This is a genomic window from Mucilaginibacter gossypiicola, assembly GCF_900110105.1.
In the GTDB taxonomy this organism is placed as follows: Bacteria; Bacteroidota; Bacteroidia; order Sphingobacteriales; family Sphingobacteriaceae; genus Mucilaginibacter; species Mucilaginibacter gossypiicola.
On record NZ_FOCL01000012.1, the window covers coordinates 1 to 24,968 of the forward strand.

Here is a 24,968-nt window from a genome sequence, read left to right on the forward strand (position 1 = left end):
ATAGAAAAGGCAAATAAAGTCAATATAAAGCCGGTTATAGCCGAAACTGTGAGTGCTGATGCAAAAGTAGTAACAGATGGCTTTGGAGCTTATAGGGGATTGGATAAATTACATCAGGCGCACCACGTTCTAAATAAAGAGAAAGAAGAGTACGTCAAAGGAGAATACCATACAAATACTCTTGAAGGCTTTTGGACTCTCCTAAAACGTGGAATATATGGCCAATACCATAAAGTGTCTTCTGAGCATCTGCAAGCGTATCTCGATGAGTTTACCTTTAAATACAATAACAGGACAAATAAATCAAACTTCGCATTATTGATTCAACGAAGTTTGACCTTTGTCTAATAATGGGCTATTACTCTCAAGAGGGGAATCGCACAATTCCCTCCTTTTTTCCTCAAGTTGATTGCTATACCCCGCGTAGATGCATATAATGCATCTACTTTGAAATTTACACAAATCATTACCCCTTTGAGTATATTTAATGGGATTGCTTGTCCTTATAAATGTTGTCATCCCGGATCCTGAACGATGAATAAGAAATACTTTTTTTTTACCTTTTTTACAGTCTTTATTTCATTTTACTGCTGCGCCGTTTTTGCAAAACAAAAGGTTGTTGCCCTGTTGTATTCACCGGATAGCCATACGCGGGCGCAATTTTCGCTGGATGAGCAGGGGCGGCTGTATTACCGTTTAATTTTCGATACCCGGCTCATCGTTAACTGGTCGCGTTTAGGTATTGAAACCACAGGTTCTTCGTTGGTTGATGGTATCACTGTAAAGGGGACGGTTAAAAATGAAATCAACGAAAAGTTTTTGTGGCCGCTGGGCGAGGATGCAAGCCTCGTAAACCACTGTAACGAGCTTACGCTTCATTGTGCCGCTAATAGTGCTAATTTTGATGTAATTACAAGGCTTTATAATGGAAGCATGGTGTTTAGGTATGTTTGTAAGCAGCTTGGAAATCGTACAGTGCAACTCAAGTCAGAGCTTACGGAATTTAATCTTGCCGAAAGCTATCGCATTTACCAGTATCATGAAGAATCAGTTTTCCGGCCGGTAAATGTTGATTCGTTGCCGGGGACAAGCGACCTGCCTTCAACCCTCACCGCACCAAAATCATACATAAGCATTGGCGAAGCTGATAACCGTAATTATACCAAATGTGTGTTGATTAGGGGAAAGCGGCCTAATAGCCTGGCCTTACAATTTTATACTGATACCATTTACCGGGACCATCACGTGCAGGCTGTTCGCAAGGATACGTCGATCCAATTTTTGGATAGCCTTATTACTCCCTGGCGCACTATCAGCTGCAGCAATACCGCTATAGGTTTACATGAGTTTAGCCAGCTTAACCTTAAACTGGTTAAACCACTCAATAACAAGGTACCGGATTATATAAAACCCGGAAAGGTTTACCGGGTCCCCATCAATACACAGGGCGCTTTAAATGGAATCGACTTTGCTCAAAAAATGAATTTTCAATACATTTTAGTTGATGCAGGCTGGTATGGTGCCGAGTTCAGGACAGTTTCCGACCCTACCAAATATTTGCCCGATTTCCATTTGCCGGATATTATCGCCCATGCAAAGGAAAAAGGCATTGGCGTTATTTTATATGTCAATTACGTGGGGCTTAAGGCTAAAATAGATACCATATTGCCGCTTTACAAAAAGTGGGGCGTTAGCGGGCTGAAGTTTGGGTTTGTAGATGGCGGTACCCAGAAAGGCCTTAGCTGGCTTGATTCGGCCATGAAAAAAGTAAATGATTATGGCATGTTGCTTAATGTTCATGACCACTACAAACCTACAGGCCTGAGCCGCCGGTACCCATATGTGCTTAGCCAGGAAGGGATCAGGGGCGATGAAAACAGTCCCGATGCTTTTCATAATACAGTATTGCCATTCACCCGTTACCTGGCCGGGGCTGCTGATTTTACTTTTTGCTACCCCAACAAAGTAAATGATTACAGTAAAAACATCCGGGTAAGCAAGGCCCAGCAAATGGCCCTTACCGTTGTATACTTTGATCCGCTTCAGGCTATTTTCTGGTACGGGCAATCGCAGGATTACAAGGATGAGGCAGATATTGAATTTTTTAAATATGTGCCAACGGTATGGGACGAAAGCAAGTATGTGCAGGGAGAAATAGGCGAAGGCATTACCGTAGCCCGCCGCAAAGACCGTACCTGGTACCTGGGTAGTGCCGCCGGTATGCAGAAGTGGGGAGGAACATTTAAGCTTGACTTTTTGGAAAAGACCCAGGTATATGTTGCTACCATTTATGAAGATGACGGACAGGGCGGCATACGGGTTAAAAAAGCTAAGTTCGGGCACAATGATCCTTTTGTTGTTAACCTGGATGCAAAAGGAGGCCAGGCCGTTATCTTAAGACCGCAGGAGAAATAAGGATGGCGAAAAAATTGGCTTTAAAAGATATTGCAGGTGCATTAAAAGTATCTGAAGCGTCCGTTTCTTATGTCCTTAATGGCAAGGCAAGGCAATATGGCATCAGCATAGCCCTGGAGAATAAAATATTAAGGTTTGTTGAAAAGGTAGGGTATCAGCCTAACCGGCTGGCAGCCAGCCTGCGTACAGGAAAAAGTAAAACGGTGGGCATGATTGTGGAAGACATCAGCGACCCCTTTTTTTCGGCCATTGCCAGGGTTGTGGAAGAACATATTTACAAAGAAGGTTACCGCGTTATTTACGGCAGTTCTGAAAACTCCACCGTTATTGCGCGCGACCTGCTGCAAACTTTTAAGAATTACCAGGTTGACGGCTATATCCTGGCCCCTACAGCAGGCCTGGAAGAGGATATCAACCTGCTTGTTAATGAAGGTTCGCCGGTGGTAGTGTTTGATCGCGCCTCGCCCGACTTGCAGTGTTCTAAAGTACTTGTCGATAACTTTCGCGGCAGTGAAGCAGCTGTTTTGCATTTGATAGATAACGGCTTTTGTAACATTGCCATGGTTACCCTTACAAACGGGCAGGATCAAATGAACGAACGCGTTAACGGTTACCTCGCAGCGCTCCAAAAACACGGCCTCCCGCCAACGCTCAAAGAGATTATCTATAACGAGGACGTTCAAAAAACGATACTCAGCCTTAAAAACCTGCTGAAAAGCAAAAAGGAAATTGATGCCGTTTTTTTTGCAACCAACTACCTTGCTCTAAGCGGCCTGCAAGCCCTTAAAGAATCGGGGGTGATCATTACCAGAGATATCGGCGTTGCAGTATTTGATGATATTAACAATTTTGCCCTTTTTAATCCGTCTATCACCGCCGTGGCCCAACCAGTCACCGAGATCGGGCTCAGGGTTACCAGGATTTTACTGGAAGAGCTCCAGGACAACCACATGATCGATTCGCAAAATATTTTATTGAAAACCAAACTGATCATCAGGGATTCATCTGCAAGGTTACCGGAATAATTTATCCGAAATAAAAATGAAAAAATGAGTATTAAATCAACAGAAGTTTGTCTTTGTAGTAACTCTTCCCCTAATAAACCGTTCGGTTTGCATTAAGTTGGTTATAATAAGGCTTCTGAAAGGAAGCCCTTTTTGTTAAGGGAAGCTGGTAAAGGTAGTGGGGAATATGACAAGCATAATTGACTCACCCGGTCTACGCTGCGCTGGACCACCCTCTCTATCCTTCGGATAAAGAGGGTAAGAAAAAACAAATTAAAATCCCCTCTTTACGCTGGCGTAGAGAGGGGTGACGAGCGCAGCGATATCGGGGTGAGTTGATATACAGGATGATTTTCACGGCTATTTTTTTTTGAAGAGTTACCTCCCGAAGAAGAGAAGTAGAAGATGTGGCCTACACATGAAAATATTATCCGATCGTCATTCAGCAAGGTACATTACCTGCTCATTATTTGTCAGATAGTTATATTTTTGTTTTGAATAAAATGCTACAGGGCGCAGAAAAGATAGTATATCGATTTATGAAAAAAAAGCGGAACGAAGCAGAACCCTCAGCGCTATTTCAGATAAAGAAACCGGAAGTAGACGAACAAACCATCAAAAAAAGCTGGAATTCAATTGTTCAGAAAATAAATCAGGAACCTAAAAAGAAACGTTAGGAATAATAAAGCAGGCCCGACGGCGCAGTTTGCGCCGTTAACTCAATGCTTTACTGCATACGTACATTCAAATTGAGCAATATTCAACAACCGGTACCTTCTTTTATGCAGCCATTTAAAGCGGCCGCGTGGTGGTACTATACAGCTATTGTTGTGGTGCTAATGTTAACCGGCAATGTTGCTGTGTATGCATTACCTAATGTTCAGCGACTTGGCCTTAAAGACGGGCTTTCCAACAGCGAGGTACGATGTATTTTCCAGGATCATTCGGGTTATATATGGTTTGGCACCTACGATGGTCTGAACCGTTTTGACGGATATGATTTCCGGATCTACCGCAATCAGCCCGAAAACCAGCATTCAATCATTCATAATTTTATTAACTGCATTGCAGAAGATGCTGCTAACAATTTGTGGGTAGGTACACGCCAGGGTATAAGTATCTTAAACCCCGTAACGGAAGAGTTTTCTCCGGCGTACACAACCTCGGCCGGTAATAAAGCAGTACCTGTCACATCCTTCATAAAAGACATAAAAACAGATCGTTCGGGCCACATCTTTATTGCCACCCTATCCAACGGCCTCATCGTTATGGACAATGGTAAACGAACAGGCAACATTATACCGTACTATGATCATGGAAAAGCTGTGCGGAGCTACAACGTTAGCGCGTTGTATGTGGGGCCGGGCAGCCAGGTTTATGTATTGATCAGCGCCGCCGGACTATTTACCTATGATACTGTACAGGGTACATTGAAGTTACTCAACTCGTCGGTTACCGGGGCTACCTGCATTTACTCTGAAGGCAATAGCTTATGGGTAGGCTCAACCCAGGGCCTGCACCACTATGATCTCCGGTCGGGACGATACGACCGCCTTTTTGATGAACTTAACGGGGCTTTCAAATCGGGCAGGATAACAAGCCTGCAAACCATGCCCGATAGTACCCTTTGGGTAAGCACCGATGGCGGAGGGATCCAGATATTGGATAAGAAGCGCGACAAGATCAACTATCTGCAGGCAGGGAGTGATGAACACTCGCTCTCAAGCGACGCTGTTTATGCTTTATTTTTAGACCGCGACGGCAGAAAGTGGATTGGCACCCTGCGGGGAGGCATAAATGTTATTGATGAAGTAAAGGAGCGTTTTGTTAACGTCAGGCATGATGACCTGAACAGTAATAGTCTCATCAGTAACTTTGTTAAATCCTTATATGAAGCGCCCGATGGCAGGCTGTGGATAGGCACCGATGGCGGAGGGCTAAGCATTTGGGACCGGCAGGCACATCGCTTCACTAATTTCAGGCATGATGGCTCAAAGCCCGGCACACTGAGCTCAAATTTTGTTACCAGCATTACCGCCGACAAGGATGGCCGCATCTGGATTGCAACCTATGGCGGCGGCATTGACCTGTACCAGCCCGGCTCAAACACGTTCACTTCATTCCGCGGAATTGATAGCAATGGAATTGCCAGCCGTATTGTGTTTTGGTACCTATACCCGGATCATGCCGGAAACCTATGGGCCAGCGGTTTACAGGATGGCCTGTTTCTGTATGATAAACGCAGCAATCAATTCCGGCAGTATGATGCAGCATTAACCAATATTTTATCGATAGAGGAAGACCGTTCCGGAAACCTTTGGGCAGGAAATTTTGAAGGGGTTTATAAGATTAATTTGCAGAATAATAAACGTAAGTTTTACCCTGTAGGTAAAGCGGTACGATCAATGCACCGTACAGATAACGGTGATATGTGGCTGGGGACAGAAGCCGGCCTGATGTATTTTTCGGCCTCAAAAGAAAAAGTTATCCGTCATTATACTACCGGTAATGGCCTCAGTAATAATATGGTGCTGGCCATTCTTCAAGATCAGCAAAAACGTTTATGGCTCAGTACCTACAACGGGCTTTGCCGCTTTGACCCTAAAGAAAACAGCTTTACCAATTTTTTTGAAGGCGATGGACTGGCAAGTAACGAGTTTAACTTTAATGCAGGCTTGAGGTTAAACAACGGCGAGCTTGCATTTGGCGGAATCAATGGCCTTACCGTATTTCACCCACAGCAAATACTGCCGTTGCATGATGCACCCAACATTGTCATAACCGATATTAAAATTAACAATAAGCCGATAAGTAATTATCCCAACTATGTTATGACTGGTGCCCGTAACGCCATTCAATCATTAGAGATTCCTTACGATAACGCATCTGTTGCCTTCAGCTTTGCCGCTATTGAATTTACTGCCCAGGACAGGATTGCTTACCGTTATATGCTTCAGGGCTGGGACAGGGGATGGATTAATGCAGGTAAACAGCGTAACGCACTTTATACCCGCTTAGCCCCCGGTACCTATACCTTAAAAATTAACTGCACCAATCCCGAAGGGCAATGGATAAGCCGGGAAATACACCTTGGCATCATTATTTTACCTCCATGGTACCGTACCATCTGGGCTTATTTGATTTATGCGTTGTTGCTGGCCGGAATTGTTTACTGGTACCTTCGTTATAAATTCAGGGAAACGCGACTTAAATATGAAGTACAGCTGGCCAACGCAGCGGCAGCCCACCAGCGCAACCTGCAGGAAAAGGAGCGCGAATTAAATGACCGTCGCGTGGAGTTTTTTACAGGCGTATCACATGAATTTCGTACCCCCCTATCGCTCATCATTAATCCGCTTAAGGATCTGCTTGCCAAAATAGCCCCCGAAAACCGGGCCGAGCTTAATATTGTTTATCGCAATTCAAGGCGGTTGTTAAGCCTTGTTGATCAGCTGCTACTGTTTCGTAAAGCTGATGCAGGTTCCGGCATCCTGCAAATTGCGCCGATGGACATAACCCTCGTTTGCCGGGAGGTATTTTTATGTTTTGTACAGCAGGCCCGGCTTTCGGGGCTTAGCTTTGAATTAAACGTACCCGAAGAGCCGGTACTGATTTACGGCGACAGGGAAAAGATCGAAATTATCCTGTTTAACCTCATCTCCAACGCAATCAAATATACTCCGGCCGGGAAGGTTGTTTGTGTTACCCTGCAACCAGAGGAACACAAGGTGGTGATCAATGTGATTGATAACGGCCCCGGCATACCAGAGGAAACGGGCAAACATATTTTTGAAAAGTTTTACAGATCAACTGCCCAGGGGCAGGCAGCAAAAGGTGGATTTGGGATCGGCTTGTTTTTAGCCCGCCAGTTCACTACCGACCATGGCGGCTCATTATCATTTGAAAGCGAGCCGGGCAAGGGTTCTGATTTTTGTTTAACCCTGTTAAAGGGTACAGCTCATTTTCCGCCGGATGTGGCCGCTGCTGCCGATACAGCTGATTTATCGCCCTTACTCCGTGAAATGGTAGAAGAACAGCCGGTAATATCACAGGTAAACCCAATTAATGATATCGATTTTGAGGCAGAGAAGATTTTTACCGACAAGCAAAGGGTCCTGGTTATTGATGATGACAGTGAGATCCGCGCTTACATTTGCTCAATCCTCGAAAGCCGCTATATAATTTATGAGGCCAGTAATGGCTTAGCCGGCTTGCAGAAAGCAAAGGAGAAGCAACCCGATCTGATTATCTGCGATGTAATGATGCCTGGCTTAAATGGTATTGAACTGTGCTCAACCATTAAGCAGGACCAGCAGTTAAGCTATATCCCCATGATTTTGTTAACAGCCAGCTCATCTGCCGAAAATAAGATCAAAGGACTGGAAAGCGGCGCCGATGACTATATTTCCAAGCCTTTTGATAAAGATGTACTCATTGCCCGCATTGCCAACCTGTTGCAAAACAGGAGCAACCTTCAAAGCTATTTTTATAATACCATTACCCTGAAATCTAACAACGTCACCATTTCAGACGAGTACAAGCACTTCCTGGAGAAATGTATTGAGATAGTTGAACAGCATATTACCGACGAAAACTTCAATATCAAAATACTGGCTTCAGAAATTGGCATGAGCCATTCAAATCTTTACCGTAAAATTAAGTCGCTATCCGGTCATACGGTCAACGGTTTCATCCGCTATATACGCCTGAGGAAGGCTGCAGAGCTGCTGATCCAATCAGACATGAACGTGAATGAAGTAGCTATTGAAACGGGCTTTAACAGCATCAAATACTTCCGCGATCAGTTTTTTAAACTCTTTGGTGCCAACCCTTCAGATTTTCTTAAGCAAAAAAGGCCCATGTTCAAGAAAAGAAAAAACACAATAAATTAATAACCAAGTGCTTACAAACAAAACACAGCTACTTAATCAATTGAGTAAATTGATTAAATGCCGAATTTATACCACATAAATGACCAATTTGAGTCCCATCTGCTGAATTAAAACTGTCCATATTAGCTTATACAAACCAATTATAAGAACCCAGGGCAAACTTACTTAATCGATTATGTAAATCGGTTTTCGCCCCAGGTTCCTAATACCGGTAACAACCTGATTAAAGAGAAACCAGTTTTAAAGCCAATATGAACAATTGCAACCAGCTAACTAAATGGTGGGACGAAGCCCTTGATGGAGATGTCAAATCCTTTGGCAGGATCCATGACGAACTGTATTCCGGTTTGTATTTCTATCTCTATAAAATCATCAAAGATGAGGCCGCTTCTCAAGACGTTTTACAAGAGCTTTTTATTAAACTGTGGGAGCGCAGGATAACGCTTGGCCCTATCAGGAATGTTAAATACTATTTCTTTAAGTCGGCCCGGTCACTTGCTATCAATTTTTTAAAGGCTTCGCGGCCCGAGTTTGTGGGCTTATCGGCAAGCCATGATATCGATATCGTTTTTTCGCGCGAGGATGTGCTTGTTTTGGAAGAAACCGGAAGAGAAGTGGAGCAAATGCTTGCGCTTGCGCTCAATACCCTGCCAAGGCGCCAAAAAGAAATGATCTTCTTAAGATATTTTGATAACTGGAATTATGATCAGATTGCTGAAGTAACAGGCTTACAATACCAGTCGGTAGTTAATCATGTACACCGCGGGATTAACCAGTTACGTGTTAAGCTTTCTGAGGGCAGTAAGATAGCGGCAAGCGAACTGGTGCTGTCATAAACGTTAATAGTTATAATTCATATTTTGGTTAATTGATTAAGGGGGCTTGATGCCCCCTTTTTTTGTATCGGTGTTAAAGGATTCTTTGGCCGTTATTTTGCATCATTAATTTGTTCAATTGCTGTAGTAATATTCTTAACAGCTGCTGCATCATTTAATTTATTGCGTGCTTCTTTAAGCGTATTTAAGTACTTAATAATGTATGGTGCAGCACCGTCTTTTTTATACTTTATGCCCATATACTGCAGTTCGGCAATGCCTTGCTGAACATACTCCGTTTTTTTTAAATTACCGATCATGACTGAAAATTTTTCGGTCAGGTGAATTTGTTCCTGCAATGTTCCATTTACATAACGATGATATACGTAGGGCCATTTTTCGTCGCCGCCATTGGTTGCATAAACCCTGGCGACTACTTGTGTCAGATCGCCTGTGTTGTCGGCTTCAAATCCTGCTGCATATTTTACTGCCGCAACCGGATCAATTTCATTAAGTGCGTAAAGAGCAGACGCTTCTACCTGGTAAGACTGGTTCATGAAAGCTTTTATAAACAAGTCGGCATATTTAGGATCTTTCACTGCCGCCAATGTTCTGAGCGCATATGCCCTTACCTGGTTATTTTCATCGTTGCCGGCCAGTTTAGCTACAGCAGGCAAGGCAGCATTTCTCAAATCCGGGTTGATGTTCCGGATATCTTCCTTATTCATATTCAAAACCTGCAATGCTTTCAACCGCAAGCCCGAAAAGCGATCGGTTAATGCGTCGACTATGATCTTTTGTGCGCTTTTGTCGTCCTGGCTCTTTGAAGCAAAATCAATTGCCTCATACCGGTCAAGATACAAAGGGGCATGAGCGTATTGGAAAGCGTACTCATCCAACGATTTGTGATCTGTTTTACTAACTACCAATACTTTATCTGCATCTACATTGACCAATTCAGGTTTCGCAGAAATTTTGAAAGATAGTGTATCATTCCAGGAGTTGATCCAAACTTTATGCCTTTCAACTGTTCCGCTATGATAAACATCTATAGCTATTGGTAACTTAAATAATTGTCCATCTTGCTTTTGGGAAATGTAAACGGTTTCTGTTTTTGAAAGCTCATCCCAACGATAGCTAATATCTAAAACAGGGTGCCCGGCCTGATAATACCACTGTTCGAAAAACCAATTCAGGTCCAGCCCGCTTGCTTCTTCCATTGCCAGCCTTAGTTGCTGCGCCTCGGCGCTTTTAAAAGCATTAGCCGTCAGATAAATGTTAAGTCCTTTATAAAAAGCCTCATTGCCCAGATAATTGCGTAGCATATTAAGGATACGCCCCCCTTTTTGATAGGTTACACCGTTAAACACATTATGAATGGCCTCATAGTGAAAGTTGACCAACGGAGTTTTAAAGTTTTCCGGATTTTCCAGGTAGCCCCGTAGCCCGCTGTAAAGATGTTCATCGGCGGCGTCTTTGCCATATTTGTGTTCCAGCCACAGGATTTCACCAAGATCAGCAAAAGATTCGTTTAAAGTTAAATTACTCCAGCTTTCACAAGTTACATAATCTCCAAACCATTGGTGAAATAATTCATGTTCAATGCCGGTGCTATAATATTGATCCAACAATTCGCGGCGTGTGCTTTGGCTTCCAAACACATTAGCCGTTGTATTTTCCATAGCGCCGCTTACATAATCCCGCACTACTATGGCCGCATATTTGTTCCATGGATAATCAACCCCGGTTATCTCCGAAAAAAAACTCATCGCTTCAGGGACATCACCAAATAAATCTTTTGCATATGGGGCATATTTGGGTTCAAGATAATAGTTTACCTCCTTGCCCCGCCATTGATCTTTATAGATCTTAAAGTCGCCCACAGCCATCATAAATAAGTACGGTGCATTTGGCAACTCCATTTTCCAGGTATCTGTACGGGTGCCATCAGAATGTTTATTTTGCCCGGCCAGTCGTCCGTTTGATAAGGTAACATATTTAGCAGGGACGGTCATATTTATCTCTGCAGTGGTTTTCTGATTGGGCTTATCAATAGTTGGGAACCATCCTGATGAGCTTTCTGGCTCTCCCTCAGTCCATATTTGGGTAGGTTTATTTTCTTCGGTGCCATCCGGGTTAATAAAATACAAACTTTTTTCATTATTGCGCAGTCCCTTCCGTTCATTGGGTTTAGCAGTATAGTCAATATAAATGGTATACTTTTCTGAACCGGAATAGGGCTTGTCAAGCCTGATATTTAAGCTAAGACTATCATAGGTGAATTTTAAAGGATAGAGCTTACCATTTGACTGGATTGCAATTGTATGTATGTCCATCCCCTTTGCGTCAAGGCTTAATGAATCAGTTGTATGAAAATGCGGCTTTAAAGTGATCCATTCCTTTCCATACAGATATCGCTTTTTGAAATCAAATTGTACATTCAATTTGGTATGGATCAAATCGTTGATCCTCGGTGGACTCTCACGATAACGGTTTAACAAAGCATTATTTTGCTGGGCTAATGAGCTATCTGCAATGGCTAAAAATGCAAGCCCAAAAATCAGGATGGTTAAATATGTTTTCATATCCGGTAAGTTTTATATACAAACTTATGTTTTTTTATAGTACTATTTATAACATAGTACTATAAAAATTAAAAATTCTTATTTTCAGCGCTTTAGCATTTATCCATGACGGTTTATTGGCAGCTTTTGGGGCGCGGGCCATTGTTGGAACTCTAATTTGATTCAACAAGCAGTACTTTGCCAAGTCAGTTATTTTGTCGATAGCCACGTTCTCCGTCCTGTTGTTTTTGACATGGTGTTTCGAGGCGGGTCTTCGGTTGAAAAAATTTCATAAAAAAAGGTGAGACCAAAAGACCTCACCTCATTAAGTAAACAAGCACAACCTATCTTACCACCCAGGATTCTGCGTTAACGCAGGATTAAGGGTAATTTGTTGTGCAGGGATCGGGTATAGATAATTTTTCTCCGAAAAGTTACGTGCCGTATTATCAAGTATCAGCTGACCGTTGGCATCTAAAGCATTGGTTGGTGCCGGTTTTAATTGGTTTGGACCAATATCGGCTTGGGTACCTTTAAATTTAATACCTACCGGCCATGGGCTAACAAAGGCGCTGATGTTTCCATAAGCCGTACCGCCGGTATTTGTCACCAGGTCGGTTGTGGCACTATGCCAGCGCTTGATATCATCAAACCTGAAGTTTTCGTAATAAAGCTCGATAAAGCGTTCCCTTCTTATCTCGGTGCGTAAATCTAATCCGTTTGCACCCGCAAAGCCATTTGTTAATGCCGGCATATTTTTATTAGCCCTTAAGCGTACCAGGTTGAGCGATTTGTTCAGATCGGCATCTGTTATAGCTCCATCGCGTTCATAAACGGCTTCTGCGTAGTTCAATAGTACTTCGGCATAGCGGATCACCGGGTAGTCTTCAGATTCTTTGGTATCCGGACAGTTGCGTTCGGTTACCCATTTTTGATTTGTATAACCGGCAATCTTAACAACTTTTCCCATAGATAAGGCAATATCAGCGGCGTCATTTAGCCAGGTTACACGGTAATTGGCGTTACCATACCAGTAGTACATATTGTTAATCTGAATGGTATACTTTAAGCGATTGTCGCGGTTCAAAAATTCGGAACCATAGGTTTCAAAACCCTGGAACAACGGCGACTTTTCGATAGGCAGGCCATCCTGGCATAAAAATGCATTAACATATTTATGTTGAGGCCCAATTTGCGTTCCCTGCCTGCTGATGTTGGTTCCGATAGTTTTGCTTACATCATCATAACGGTACGATAAAATGTACTCATGATTAGCTGTTTTGGTAACTGAGGCCGGGTTTGATTTTGGGTTTTCGAGGATAAAAAGATATTTCTGTGCAGAATCTCCCAATATGGTGCTGTTACCGCCCAGGGCATTTGACGCTGCTGTGCCGAACAGTGCGAACAGGTTACTGGTTATTACTGCGTTGGAAGCTGCTGCCGATTTATCAAGCAACATATTATAACGGGTTGCATCGCCATTTCTGAATTTTAACCATGTACCTTCATAAAGTGCAACACGCCCCAAAAATGCCTGCGCAGCGGGCTTGCTCACCCGGCCAAAGTCTGCCGAGTTGGCTAAGATGGATGCAGGCAAATTAGGTATTGCTGCTTCCAGATCGGAAACGATCAAATCAACTACCTGATCGCGCGATGCCCTGCTGCCATAAAGTTCGGGCGAATCGAGGTTCAGCGTTTTGGTGATCAGCGGAACACCGCCATAAAGCTGCAGTAATTCAAAATAGCAGTAAGCTCTGAAAAATTTAGCTTCGGCAACAAACTGGCTGATGCTGGCCTGATCGGTGAATGCGGCTGCTTTTTCAAGTAAGTAGTTGCAGTTTCTGATCCGCGAGTAATTATTAGTCCAGTAGGCATCACTTGCCGGCACTGTATTTATACCTGCGCCATAAGTGCCACCGCCACCAAATACATCGGCACGCCCGTCATAATGCGGGTTATCTGCAAACGAGTTGTTGAAATTACGGAGATAGCCATAATATTGGTTGGCAAACGTTTTAAAGTCGCCGGCCGATTTGAAGTATGCCGCTTCTGAAAGCTGGTCCTGCGGATTAAGGTTGAGCGACTTGTTGCAAGCGCACAAGCCGGTTATAATAATGATTGACAGGATACTGAAGATCCTTCGGTATATATTTTTCATGATCATTTCAATTAAAAAGTAATGTTTGCACCTATGGTTACATACCTGTAGAAAGGATAACGCTCATTGCCCGCCGTGGTACGGGTTATTTCAGGGTCCCAACCGTCATGGACTTTGCTGTATTCCCACAGGTCACTTCCCGAAATGTAGAACCTTAAACGGCTGATAGCTTTAGTGCGGTCTGTTAACGATTTTGGTAAGGTATAACCGATAACAAGGTTTTTCAGGCGTACATAAGCCCCATTCTCAACCGACCAGCTTGAGATCTGGTAGTTATAACCATTGATGCCATTGCTGTGCAGATTAGGGTAATAGGCATTGGTGTTGTCAGGGGTCCAGGTATTACCAACCCATTGTGTGGTTTGTGCCTGGCCAAGTGCCGCAAAAGGTACACGCCAGTTATTTGCACTGCCATTGGCCCTGAAAATTGTCCTTTTCCCTACCCCCTGAAAAATGCTTGTAAAATCAAAGCCTTTCCATTGCAGGCCTAATGTTAAGCCAAAGGTATAACGCGGAACATCACTGCCTAAATAAACGAGGTCGCCCATGTCTTTTGCCGATGTGCCGGTGGTTAGTTTGCCATCACCGTTAACATCAACAAAGTAGTTATCGCCCGGCCTTAAGCCAGAGTTTTGGCCCGGTAAATTGGTTAATGGTGTGGCGGCAGGAATCCCGATGGTGTTAATAACCCCACCAGGGGCATAGTAGGTGTTGTTATAAGTATCAACCTGGGCTTGTGTCTGGAAACGGCCACCGTATTTAAGGCCGAAATATGAACCAAGCGGATATCCCTCCACAGTGGCATTATAACCAGGGCCTAACGCCGGAACGCCGTTAAAATATACCAGTTTATTTTGGCTGTCGGTTATATTACCCGAAATGCTGTAAGTCACCTGGCCAACATGATCTCTCCAGGTTAGCTGTCCTTCCCATCCCCAGGTTTTCAGATCGCCGTTATTGGATTGAGGAGCGCCTATACCCAAAACTGCCGGATAGGTAACACTTACCAGCATGTTTTTATTTTGATTGCGGAATACCTCAAAGGTTCCGTTTAAGCGACCATTTAAAAGGCCGAAATCAACACCAATGTTCCGTTTAATTACTGTTTCCCAGGTTCTGTTAAGCGAAACAAGGTTTCCGGTGGTTGTGGTTGCAGTTGCAAGCGCTGTTCCCAAAAGAGTATTACTGCTGCTAACATTCAGCGACTGCAGGTAGTCGTAAAGGCCTATGCCACCCTGACTGCCTGATGTAGCGTAAGAAGCACGCAGCTTTAACTCGCTAAAAATATTTGTTTTTTTGATAAAGCTTTCTTCGCCTAAGCGCCAGCCGCCCATGAGACTGTAAAAAGGTTTCCAGCGTTTATCTGCAATAAATTTTGATGAGCCATCATATCGGCCGGTTGCCTCAAAAAGATATTTGCCTTTAAAAGCATAGGTAGCCCTTGCAAAATATGAACCCAGGGCGTAGTGGTTGCGTTGCTCATCATTGGTTACAAAGCCGGCCTGCGAGCTGCTCAATCCTAAATTTAATGAAGGCACATCATCGCTGCCCAAATTGTAGGTACGGGTGTTAAACATATCATACTCATCCCTCTCGTATGAACTGCCAACCATTAACGATACATCATGCACCCTGTTAAAAGTATTGGCATAGGTTACACGGCCAATGAGGTTATAATATTTATCATTGATATTGGCACGGAAATAATTTTCGCTGCCTCCTGTCGAGCCGCCCGATGGCGCGGTAGTACCGGTAAGGTATTTATCATCGTACGAATAAAGGCGCACGGTTTTGGTTTGTACACGGTCGTCCTGCCACCAAACATTATATCCCGCTGTTCCGGTAAATGTAAGGTGCTTCATGAAATTGTAGGTAAGCGTTGAATTTAGCAGGGCCCGGCTGTTATTCTCCAGGTTGTCGCCGCCATCCCTCAGCAAACCTGCCGGACTTGCCACACCACCCCACTGATAGGGTTTGCCGGATTGCGTGTACATAGGCAAACCCACCTGAAACCCGTTACCCAGCGCACTGTAGCTACCTGTAGTATACATGGTTGGTTGCTGGATATTGTTTTGCTCAAGCGCAATGTTGGTTTCCAACTGTACCCTATCACTGAATTTGTAGCTGTTGTTCAGCCTTAGGTTGTAGCGTTGATTACCGTTATTGCCAATCTGAAGCTGGCTGCCATCGTTTAAATATCCCAACGAAACACGATAGGTATTTTTTTCGTTCCCGCCCGATACAGCAAGGTTATGTTGTGTTGAAGTGGCCCTTCCCCACAGATACTGCTGTAATGACACATCTATAAAGTCAAGCTCCTTTACATCAAGAAATGCGGGTACAGGTAAGCCATTGTAGAATGAATTTGCGGTGATACCTCCCGTAGTGTTTCCGGGTATCTGCGATGCCAGTACCACCGTGCCTTTATTAGCCAGCGCAAAATTGGCCATCTGGTACCAGAGATCTGTTGTAGGTGCTACACCATAATTATCATTGGTTTTAGCCTGGAGCAGGCCGTTTGCCCACTGATCGATGTTTGTCATTTTAGGCTGAAGACCTAAAAACTTCTCAGACACAGATGGATCGTACTGGATCTGCATTTTACCCGCTTTACCTTTTTTGGTAGTGATGAGCACAACACCATAAGCAGCACGCGCACCATATATGGAAGCCGAACCATCCTTCAACACCGAAATATTGTCGATATCGTTAGGGTTGATAGAGTTAAGCTCGTTGTTATTGTTAAGCGCAACCCCATCCAAAATCACCAAAGGGTCCTGCCCGTTAACGGAGGTTGCGCCGCGGATCTGGAAATTCCAGTTTTCGCGCCCCGGCTGGGCCGAAGTCCTTGTTACAACCATACCCGGCACTTCACCCTGTAAATTGGCAATGGGATTGTTGGTTGGCCCGCGGTCTTCAAATACCTTTGCGCTCACGGTGGCAATAGCGCCCACTACCGAAGGCTTTTTCTGTGTACCATAAGCAACTACTACAACCTCTTCAAGGTCGCTTCTTTTGTTTGATAACCTGATGTTGATGACCGGATCATCGCCAACAGTTACCCTGCGTGTGTTATAGCCCACAAAAGCAAAGGATAATTTGGCCCCCGGGGTAACGGTTAACTTGTACTTGCCATTTACATCAGTTTGGATGCCATTGGCAGTGCCGATAACCTGCACAGTTACTCCAGGCAGGGGTTCCCTGGAGGTTGAATCTGTGACAGTACCACTGATTTGACGGCTTTGCGCCGCAGCATGATAGCCCATGCCTATCAGCAGCAAAAAAACTAAAAGGCACCTTGCCGAATACTTTTTTTGGTAAAAAAAACTCATAGTTCTTAAATTTTTAGGGTTATGACTTAGTGTGATGACCGGCTTTATCCGCTCAGTCACCATAAAGACACCTGCAGGTTTTTCTTATACTCATTAATGAATGAGATTCTTTTTGTGGGGATTGATTTGCCGGAATAATTGAGGGTTGAGATTAGGGCGGTGCTTGGCTGATATCTGTAAGTCTGGTTTTAACTGATGATTGAGATTAAGTGATACCCGTGATAGATCAACAACGGGTATCACGCGGAGTGCTTAAATCGATCCTCTGAGGATAAAATAACATCATGTCACGAGTATGACTCAATTCAGGAGGCAAACCAACTTCTATGCGTTTATCGCCTGAATATCTGCATAAAAACTTCAAAAAAACCTCATACCTGTGAGTATCCTTTATGGTAGTCATTGTCTTTGGTGTGTCCGATTATAAAACTGTTTTGTTCCTCGTCCTGGTAAAATTTCCAAACCTACCGGAACAGCAGTATACATGTACACCTAAACAATTAAACCATGAAAAAACTTTTTACGCTTTGTAATTATTTGACAGGTACGCACCGGCGGATAAGGCTGCTGTTGTTTTCCCTATCAATATTTGTGACGATGGGTGTCCGCGCCCAAACTTTTGTTCACCCCGGTCTGGCCTTTAACCAGGCCGATTTGAATCAATTGAAAGCGAACATTAGCCGCGAGCCATGGCTATCCGGTTATAATGCATTTAAAAATGACTCGCATTCACAATTAAGCTACGGGCAAAAGGGGCCCTTTGCAACAGTTACGAGGGCACCCAACCTAAACAACAGCGCCTGGATTGACGACATGCAGGCTGTTCACAACCTGGCCTGGATGTGGTGGTTCACAGGCGATTCTACTTATGCCCGCAAAGCTACTAACCTGCTTGATGCATGGGCAGTAACCAATACTACATGGGGTGGCGGAGAATCTATGCTGGATATTGGCGATTATGCACAATATTGGGGTGTAGGTGCCGAAATTCTTCGTTCTACTTTTCCCGGTTGGACAGCAGCCAACACACAACATGTAAAAAATTATTTTGCCAACGTTTTATTCCCGACGTCATGGGTACCCAGCCCCCTGCGCGACGCAAACAAAGGGGCGCTTCAGTTAAAAATAGCCCTTGCCGCATCTGTTTTTTGTGATGATGCCACCCGGTTTAACCAGGCGGTGGAAGTGTACCGGATGGATGCCGGTGGAGGTATGCGCAATTCACTACCCGGTGGCGAGGTAGGCGATTCGGGCCGCGACGACCATTGGCGGGTTCAGGCAGCAGCACTGGCCTGGGGCGCAGAAGTTGCCTACAAGCAAGGGGTAGATATGTTTGCCGAGTTGGATAACCGCGTATTAGCTATCGGTGAGCTGTATCATAAATACGCCTTTGACGGCGCCACGATGACCTTCATCCCGTTGGGAGGGTATGCAAGTTACTGGACCAGTTGGGGGATTCAGCCCGGAGCAAGGGCCGGCGATATGACTAATCTTATTTACAGCGCCTACAATGTGCGTAAGGGAATACCTACCCCTAATACCGACAGGATGAGGGCCGCATTAATGCAGACTGGCTCCGCCAATTACGCTGCGGCCGGCGGCAATTTCTTATACCTGAAATCATCAGATACATCTACCGCGGTTAAGTTGCCCCAGGTATATTACCCTGCCGATCATGTGCAACCGGTGAGCAATCTTACCAATGTAGATATCGGTAATCCCGGACTGGCAGGCAGTGCCTCCTACAATAACGGAATCTGGACACTTCAAGGCGCCGGAACTTCTACCAGCAATGCTTTCAGTTTCAATTTTAAGAAAATCAGCGGTGATGCCGGTCTTGTGGTGAAAGTTGAGAACATGTCGTTAAATAGCGGTGGTTGCGGTGTCATGTTGCGCCAGTCCCTGGCGCCGGGTTCAGCTTTTTATGATATTTTCCTTAAAGCCACAGGCGGTGCCGGAAACCACTGGCAACCCAAAGCTCCCTGGTGGTTAAAAATTGAGCGTGTAGGCACCCGCATATTTACATATCATTCACAGGATGGCATTAGTTGGACCGGTCTCGGTTGCTGGTATTCTGCAACAGGTTTCCCAACTGATTTATATGCCGGATTTTATACCCTTTCCAGCAATAACTCGGCACTGAATACCGCTACATTCAGTAATGTGGGCTATAGCCAATCCGCACCTGCCGGGTCTCCGGAGATTACCAGTGCTACCACAGCCACAGCTACCATTGGCGCGGCTTTCAGTTATAACATCATTGCCAGTGCTAATCCGTCTTCCTATAGCGCAAGCGGTTTGCCATCGGGGCTTAGCCTTAATGCGGCTACCGGCGTCATCTCGGGCACACCTACAACGTTAGGGCAAAGCGAAATTACTATATCTGCAACCAATGCCAGCGGTACCGGTACGGCAACACTGATGCTAAATGTGGTTAATAATCAAACACCGGCAGCCCCAACTTCGGCTGCAGCATCGGTTGTTAACGCTACACAAATTAATCTTACCTGGGTAGCTTCGGCCAATGCTACCAGTTATTCGGTAAAACGGTCGTTGTCGTCTACCGGGCCGTTTACCACTATACAGTCGGGTATAACTACAACATCATATATTGATGCCAGTCCGGTACCCGAGGTAAACAATTATTATGTTGTTACCGCACTTGCCGGAACATTGGAAAGCGGAAACTCAAATGTTATTTTTTCATCTGTGCCGCCCGCAGCACCTTCGCAGCCCGTTGCTGTTAGTAAAAACCATGAAATTGACCTGAGCTGGAATGCAGCAACAGGGGCTGCTACTTATAATGTAAAACGCGCTACAATAAGCGGAGGCCCCTATACTACTGTAGCCAATGTTTCAACTACAACGTATGCGGATGTGAATGTAAGCAACGGCAGCCCGTATTATTATGTGGTTTCGGCTTTGGGCCAAACCAAAGAAAGCGCTAATTCGGCCGAATCATTTGGTGTTCCTGGCTCAAGTACATCAACCTGGAGCCAGCAGCCTGAGTCCGGCTTGCTTACCCTGGCCAGCAACTGGCAGGAAAACGCAACACCGGTTAATCCGGCCATTATTACTTTTCAGACAAGTGCAGACACCGTACTGACCAACGATATCGCAAACCTCGTGGCTTCCAGGATCCAGTTTAATGCAGGCGCCAATAATTATTCGATAGGCGGCGCTGCAATACATTTGCGGAACGACCTGGTTAATAACAGTACGGCATATCAAACCCTAAGTATGCCGGTAACACTGGATACATTACTCAATGTAAATACCCCCGGCGTAAACGGGACAGTAGCTTTAACCGGACAAATAACAGGTACAGGCAGCCTGCTCAAAAACGGTATTGGGTTTGCTTACGTGGGGGGCAATAATACTTACTCCGGCGGTACTACGCTCAACGGAAACGGGCAAAGCTGGCCGCCGGTTTATGGCATGGAAATATCAGGAACAAGTACAGGAGCGCCCTCTGCCCCTACCTCAGGCCCTCTTGGTACAGGGAAAATAACAATGAACGGCGGCGCGCTTTTTTCGGTGAATGCTGATGCTACCTTATACAATGATATTGAAATTGCGGCCGGAAAAACCAGTTATTTTTACCAAACCAGCTACGCTTTAAACCTTTATGGCCGACTTACGGGAAGCGGAACAATTATTCAGGATGGTAACGTATATGCCGGGTTGCACTTGTTTGCTGATAACAGCAGCTTTACAGGATACTTTGTTTCCAAACTGCGCAGTGGTAACTCTCGTACCCGCTTCGAGGTACCACAATCAGGTAGTGCAAATGCATCCTGGAACCTTGATGCCAATGGTAACGACTGCCAGGGAATTATGTTCCCTACCGGCACCATCAGTTTTGGCTCGTTAAGCGGCAGGGGCGCTATCCGTACAGATGGCGGCGGCAATCCAACTATCAGTATTGGTGCTTTGAATATATCAACCAATTACGGTGGAACAATGACGGGGACTATGAATGTTGAAAAAGTTGGTACAGCTGTTTTGATATTTTCCGGTAACCAGGCTTATTCGGGTACAACAACCATCAAAAACGGAACTTATTTACTTAATAACGATCCTAACAGCGGCACATTTACAAGTCCGGTAATTGCTTCGGCAGGCACATTCGGTGGTGCGGGGCAAAGTAGCTCGACAGCTATAATTGGTACAGGCACAGGTACAGGCGCTGCACTGGCTCCCGGTAACCTGGCCATAGGCACGTTAAAAGTAGGCAGCCTTACTATGAATGCGGATGCTACCTATAAAGTAGAATTAAGCACAAGTTCGGCAACCAGTGATAAAGTGAGCACAAGTGTAGTTAATTTGGTGAACCAACCCAAATTGCAGATCACGGCTATCGACTCGACCAGCCTCGCCCAGGGAGCATCGTTTACTATTATCGACAATACAGGAAGCGCTGCGATAGCCGGTACTTTTAAAGGCTTGCCCGAACTTGCCCCGGTAACCGTTGGTAATTTCACACTTCGCATCAGCTATAAAGGCGGCACCGGCAATGATGTTGTGCTCCTGGACGACAGGCCACTGCCTGTAATTATCACCAGCGCACCAACAGATACCACGCTCATAGGAAAACCAATGACTTATACCGTAACCGGGATTAAATCGCCCAACCATTTTTCGGCCAGTGGGTTACCAGCGGGACTGCAAATTGACTCTTTATCAGGCAAAATTTCAGGAACGCCAACCCAGTCAGGTACTTTTAATGTTAGCCTGACGGCAGGCAACGGCAGCACAACAGCAACTTCCACACTTGCACTTACAGTGCTTGGCAGTGCTGTAAACTCATTGATAGTAGCTGCCGGAGATGCTAAAAACATTCTTGAATGGAAATCACTCCCGGGGTACAGTTATAACGTTAAACGTTCAGCAACTTCCGGAGGGCCATATACCACCCTTGGCTCAGTAAACAACCTTGCCTTTACCGACAGTAATGTAAGCAATGGCACAACCTATTTTTATGTGATAGCTCCGGCAGATAGTACCGGCGAAGGAGCAAAAAGCACAGAAGTAGTTGCTAAACCCAATACAGGGCAACGTGATTTCTATCAATTTGATGAAGCAAGCGGAACCAGGGGCATTGATGCGTGGGGTGCCAACCATGCCGTACTTGCGGCAACAGCAAACCGGGGCACAGGCAAATACGGCAAATCACTGCTGCTTGATGGTTCGGCAAATGCTTATGCAACGCTGCCTGCCGGTATTTTCGGTACTCTTAATGATTTTACCATATCCGCCTGGGTACGGATGGATGCCATAAGTACCTGGATGCGTGTTTTTGACTTTGGTTCGAGCACTACCCAATACATGTTCCTTACCGTACAGGCGGCGGTAACTAATGGCCAGTCAACCATTCGCTACGCTACTAAAAACGGCTCGGCTGCCGAACAGAACATCAACTACAATTATACCTTCCCGCTCAATACATGGACCTACCTGGCAGTAACACGAGCTGGCAATACCACTACACTTTATATAAACGGCACATCGGTTGCCAGTTCGACAAACATCACCATCAAACCATCGGCACTGGGGAGCACCACACAAAACTACCTGGGCAAATCGCAGTTTGCCGATCCGATGTTCAAGGGTTCTATCGACAATTTCAAGATCTATGGCAGGGCATTAAGCAGCACCGAAATAGCAGCCGATGTACTGGGCGATCAAATAATAACCTTCGCCTCCATCGACGGAAAAACTTTTGGTGATGCAGATTTTGTCCCTCCGGCAACAGCTTCATCTGGTTTGGCAGTTTCTTATAACAGTTCTGATACCACTGTTGCTAGTGTGATCAGCGGTGCCGTCCACATTAAGGCGGCTGGAACAGCAACCATCACTGCGTCCCAGCCGGGCAATAGCAGCTTTAAAGCAGCTACCCCTATCAATCAAAGCCTTACCGTTAGCAAAAAAGCACAAACCATCACATTTAATGCCATCCCCGCAAAAACAGTTGCCGACAGTGACTTTGTAGCCGGGGCAACGGCGAGCTCTGGTCTCGCAATAAGCTATAGCAGCTCCGACAGTACTGTAGCTCAGATAGCGGGCGGAAAGTTGCACATTGTGGGCTCTGGTATTGCCGTAATCACCGCTTCACAGGATGGCAATGCCAGCTACCTTCCTGCGCCGGCGGTTACACAAACCTTAACCGTTAATAAACTAAGCCAAAGTATCAGCTTTGCGGCCCTGCCTTTAAGCAGGCCCGGCGATGCTGATGTTAGCCTAAACGCGTCATCAACTTCGGGGCTTCCGGTTGTTTACACCAGCTCAAACCAGAGCGTAGCTACAATCATCAATAACAAATTACATATTGTAGGATCTGGCAGCAGTGCTATCACAGCACAGCAGGGAGGCAATGCCCGGTTTGACACCACAGCTTTGAGCAAAACCTTCAATGTATTGCCGTATAATATCCAGGTACAATCATCTGACGGGGACAACAACCAACCGGCAAACAATGTGATCAAACCATTTTTGAAAATTGTTAACCAGGATTCGGTAGCCGTTAACTTTAACGAACTTACCATGAGGTACTGGTTTACTGCCGAAAACTATTCAGGCATCAATTCATGGATTGATTATGCCCAAATGGGGAACAGCAATGTTACCATGAAATATGTTCAGCTACCCGACCCTCATACAGGTGCTTTGGGCTATATTGAATATGGTTTCCTGACCAATGGCCAACTCAGTGCAGGCAGTAATTCGGGGGTTATTCAATCAAGGTTCGCTAACCAGGATTGGTCGAACTTTTCGGAGACTGATGATTATTCATACCTGCCATACACTGGAAACTACGCAGCCAACAGTCATATCACCCTTTACCGCAACGGACAATTGATTTATGGAACCGAACCAACTGCAGTAGCAGCTGCCCCGGCATTTACTGTATCTTATCAAAATCAAAACCAGGGCACTACCGGAAACGCAATCAGTACATACCTGGTGCTTAACAATACCGGCAACGTACCTGTCAATTACAGCGATCTGTCCGTACGTTACTGGTTTAGCCGCGAAGGCACTGCCGGGCTAAACTTTTCTGTAGGCTACGCCAAACTGGGCAATAGTAAAATCATCAACCGGTTCGCGACTTTAAGCCCTGCCTTAAACGGTGCGGATACCTATCTCGAACTAACCATCGATCCTTCAGCCGGGTCTCTTTATCCGCTAAGCAATACAGGTAACATTCAATACCAGGTCAATAAAACTGATTGGTCGGCATTTAACGAAGCAAATGATTATTCCTATGCAGCCAAAGCTGCCATGGCGCTTAACAGTCATATTACCGTTTATTATAAAGATCAACTGATTTACGGAACTGAGCCTTCCCTGCTTAGCAACAACTCGCTGGCTTCAAACATTGGCTCAAAAACCGGTATTGTACAGGATAATAATGCACCTATCGGTACGGTGCAGAATAATGTTATCTACCCAAATCCGGTGGCTTCACGCAGTTTCAACATTAAATTAACGCCTGATCTTGATCAAAAAGACATCACCCTTGTTATCCGGGATAATTTTGGCAAGGTTATGCAAAGCGGCAAGTACCGGGGTTTTGGCGGTAGCCTCGGCGTCCAGTTAACCCGATCATACATGACCGGAGTTTACTTTGTGCAGATCAACAATCTGGCGCCATTGCGCATGATTGTAAGTCCATAGTTTTAAGCTAAAAGCCTAAGGCATAAAGCGAAAACTTTGGGACATAAAAAAGGGACGGCAATATTGTCGTCCCTTTTTACTTATTACGGTATCTCGTTTCTTACCTGAAGG

General features: G+C 45.0%; 9 protein-coding genes. 6 read left to right on the forward strand and 3 right to left on the reverse strand.

The window, feature by feature from the left end:
• The 5 genes from BMX50_RS27820 to BMX50_RS27840 all read left to right on the forward strand — a co-directional run.
• Nucleotides 1-348 (forward strand): IS1595 family transposase (locus BMX50_RS27820; protein ID WP_167668128.1); only part of this gene is annotated, 348 nt, incomplete at its 5' end.
• Between the two features lie 186 nt (nt 349-534).
• On the forward strand, nt 535-2,415 hold the full coding sequence (locus BMX50_RS27825; RefSeq protein WP_091218367.1) for a glycoside hydrolase family 97 protein: 1,881 nt from the start codon (nt 535-537) through the stop codon (nt 2,413-2,415).
• Nucleotides 2,416-2,417: 2 nt separating this feature from the next.
• Nucleotides 2,418-3,440 carry a substrate-binding domain-containing protein gene (locus tag BMX50_RS27830; protein WP_091218371.1) on the forward strand — a complete coding sequence of 341 codons (1,023 nt, stop codon included), beginning with the start codon at nt 2,418-2,420 and terminating at the stop codon, nt 3,438-3,440.
• A gap of 701 nt (nt 3,441-4,141) precedes the next feature.
• Nucleotides 4,142-8,311, forward strand: coding sequence for a hybrid sensor histidine kinase/response regulator (locus BMX50_RS27835; RefSeq protein WP_091218375.1), 4,170 nt, complete (start codon nt 4,142-4,144; stop codon nt 8,309-8,311).
• Nucleotides 8,312-8,562: 251 nt separating this feature from the next.
• Nucleotides 8,563-9,147 (forward strand): RNA polymerase sigma factor, encoded by a 585-nt coding sequence (locus BMX50_RS27840; RefSeq protein ID WP_091218378.1) that lies wholly within the window; start codon nt 8,563-8,565, stop codon nt 9,145-9,147.
• A 92-nt stretch (nt 9,148-9,239) separates the two neighbouring features.
• Here the strand turns inward: BMX50_RS27840 and BMX50_RS27845 are convergent, their stop codons facing one another.
• From BMX50_RS27845 to BMX50_RS27855, 3 genes are all read right to left on the reverse strand, one after another.
• A complete protein-coding gene (locus tag BMX50_RS27845; RefSeq protein ID WP_091218383.1) occupies nt 9,240-11,711 on the reverse strand; it encodes a M1 family metallopeptidase in 2,472 nt (823 codons plus the stop codon).
• A gap of 328 nt (nt 11,712-12,039) precedes the next feature.
• The gene (locus BMX50_RS27850; RefSeq protein WP_091218754.1) at nt 12,040-13,848 is read right to left on the reverse strand and encodes a RagB/SusD family nutrient uptake outer membrane protein; all 1,809 of its coding nucleotides are present in this window, start codon (nt 13,846-13,848) and stop codon (nt 12,040-12,042) included.
• A gap of 11 nt (nt 13,849-13,859) precedes the next feature.
• Nucleotides 13,860-17,180, reverse strand: a complete 3,321-nt coding sequence (locus BMX50_RS27855; RefSeq protein ID WP_167668129.1) for a SusC/RagA family TonB-linked outer membrane protein — start codon at nt 17,178-17,180, stop codon at nt 13,860-13,862.
• Nucleotides 17,181-17,687: 507 nt separating this feature from the next.
• Between BMX50_RS27855 and BMX50_RS27860 the strand changes: the two genes are divergently transcribed.
• Nucleotides 17,688-24,857, forward strand: coding sequence for a cellulose binding domain-containing protein (locus BMX50_RS27860; protein ID WP_091218391.1), 7,170 nt, complete (start codon nt 17,688-17,690; stop codon nt 24,855-24,857).
• The last annotated feature ends 111 nt before the right edge of the window (nt 24,858-24,968 follow it).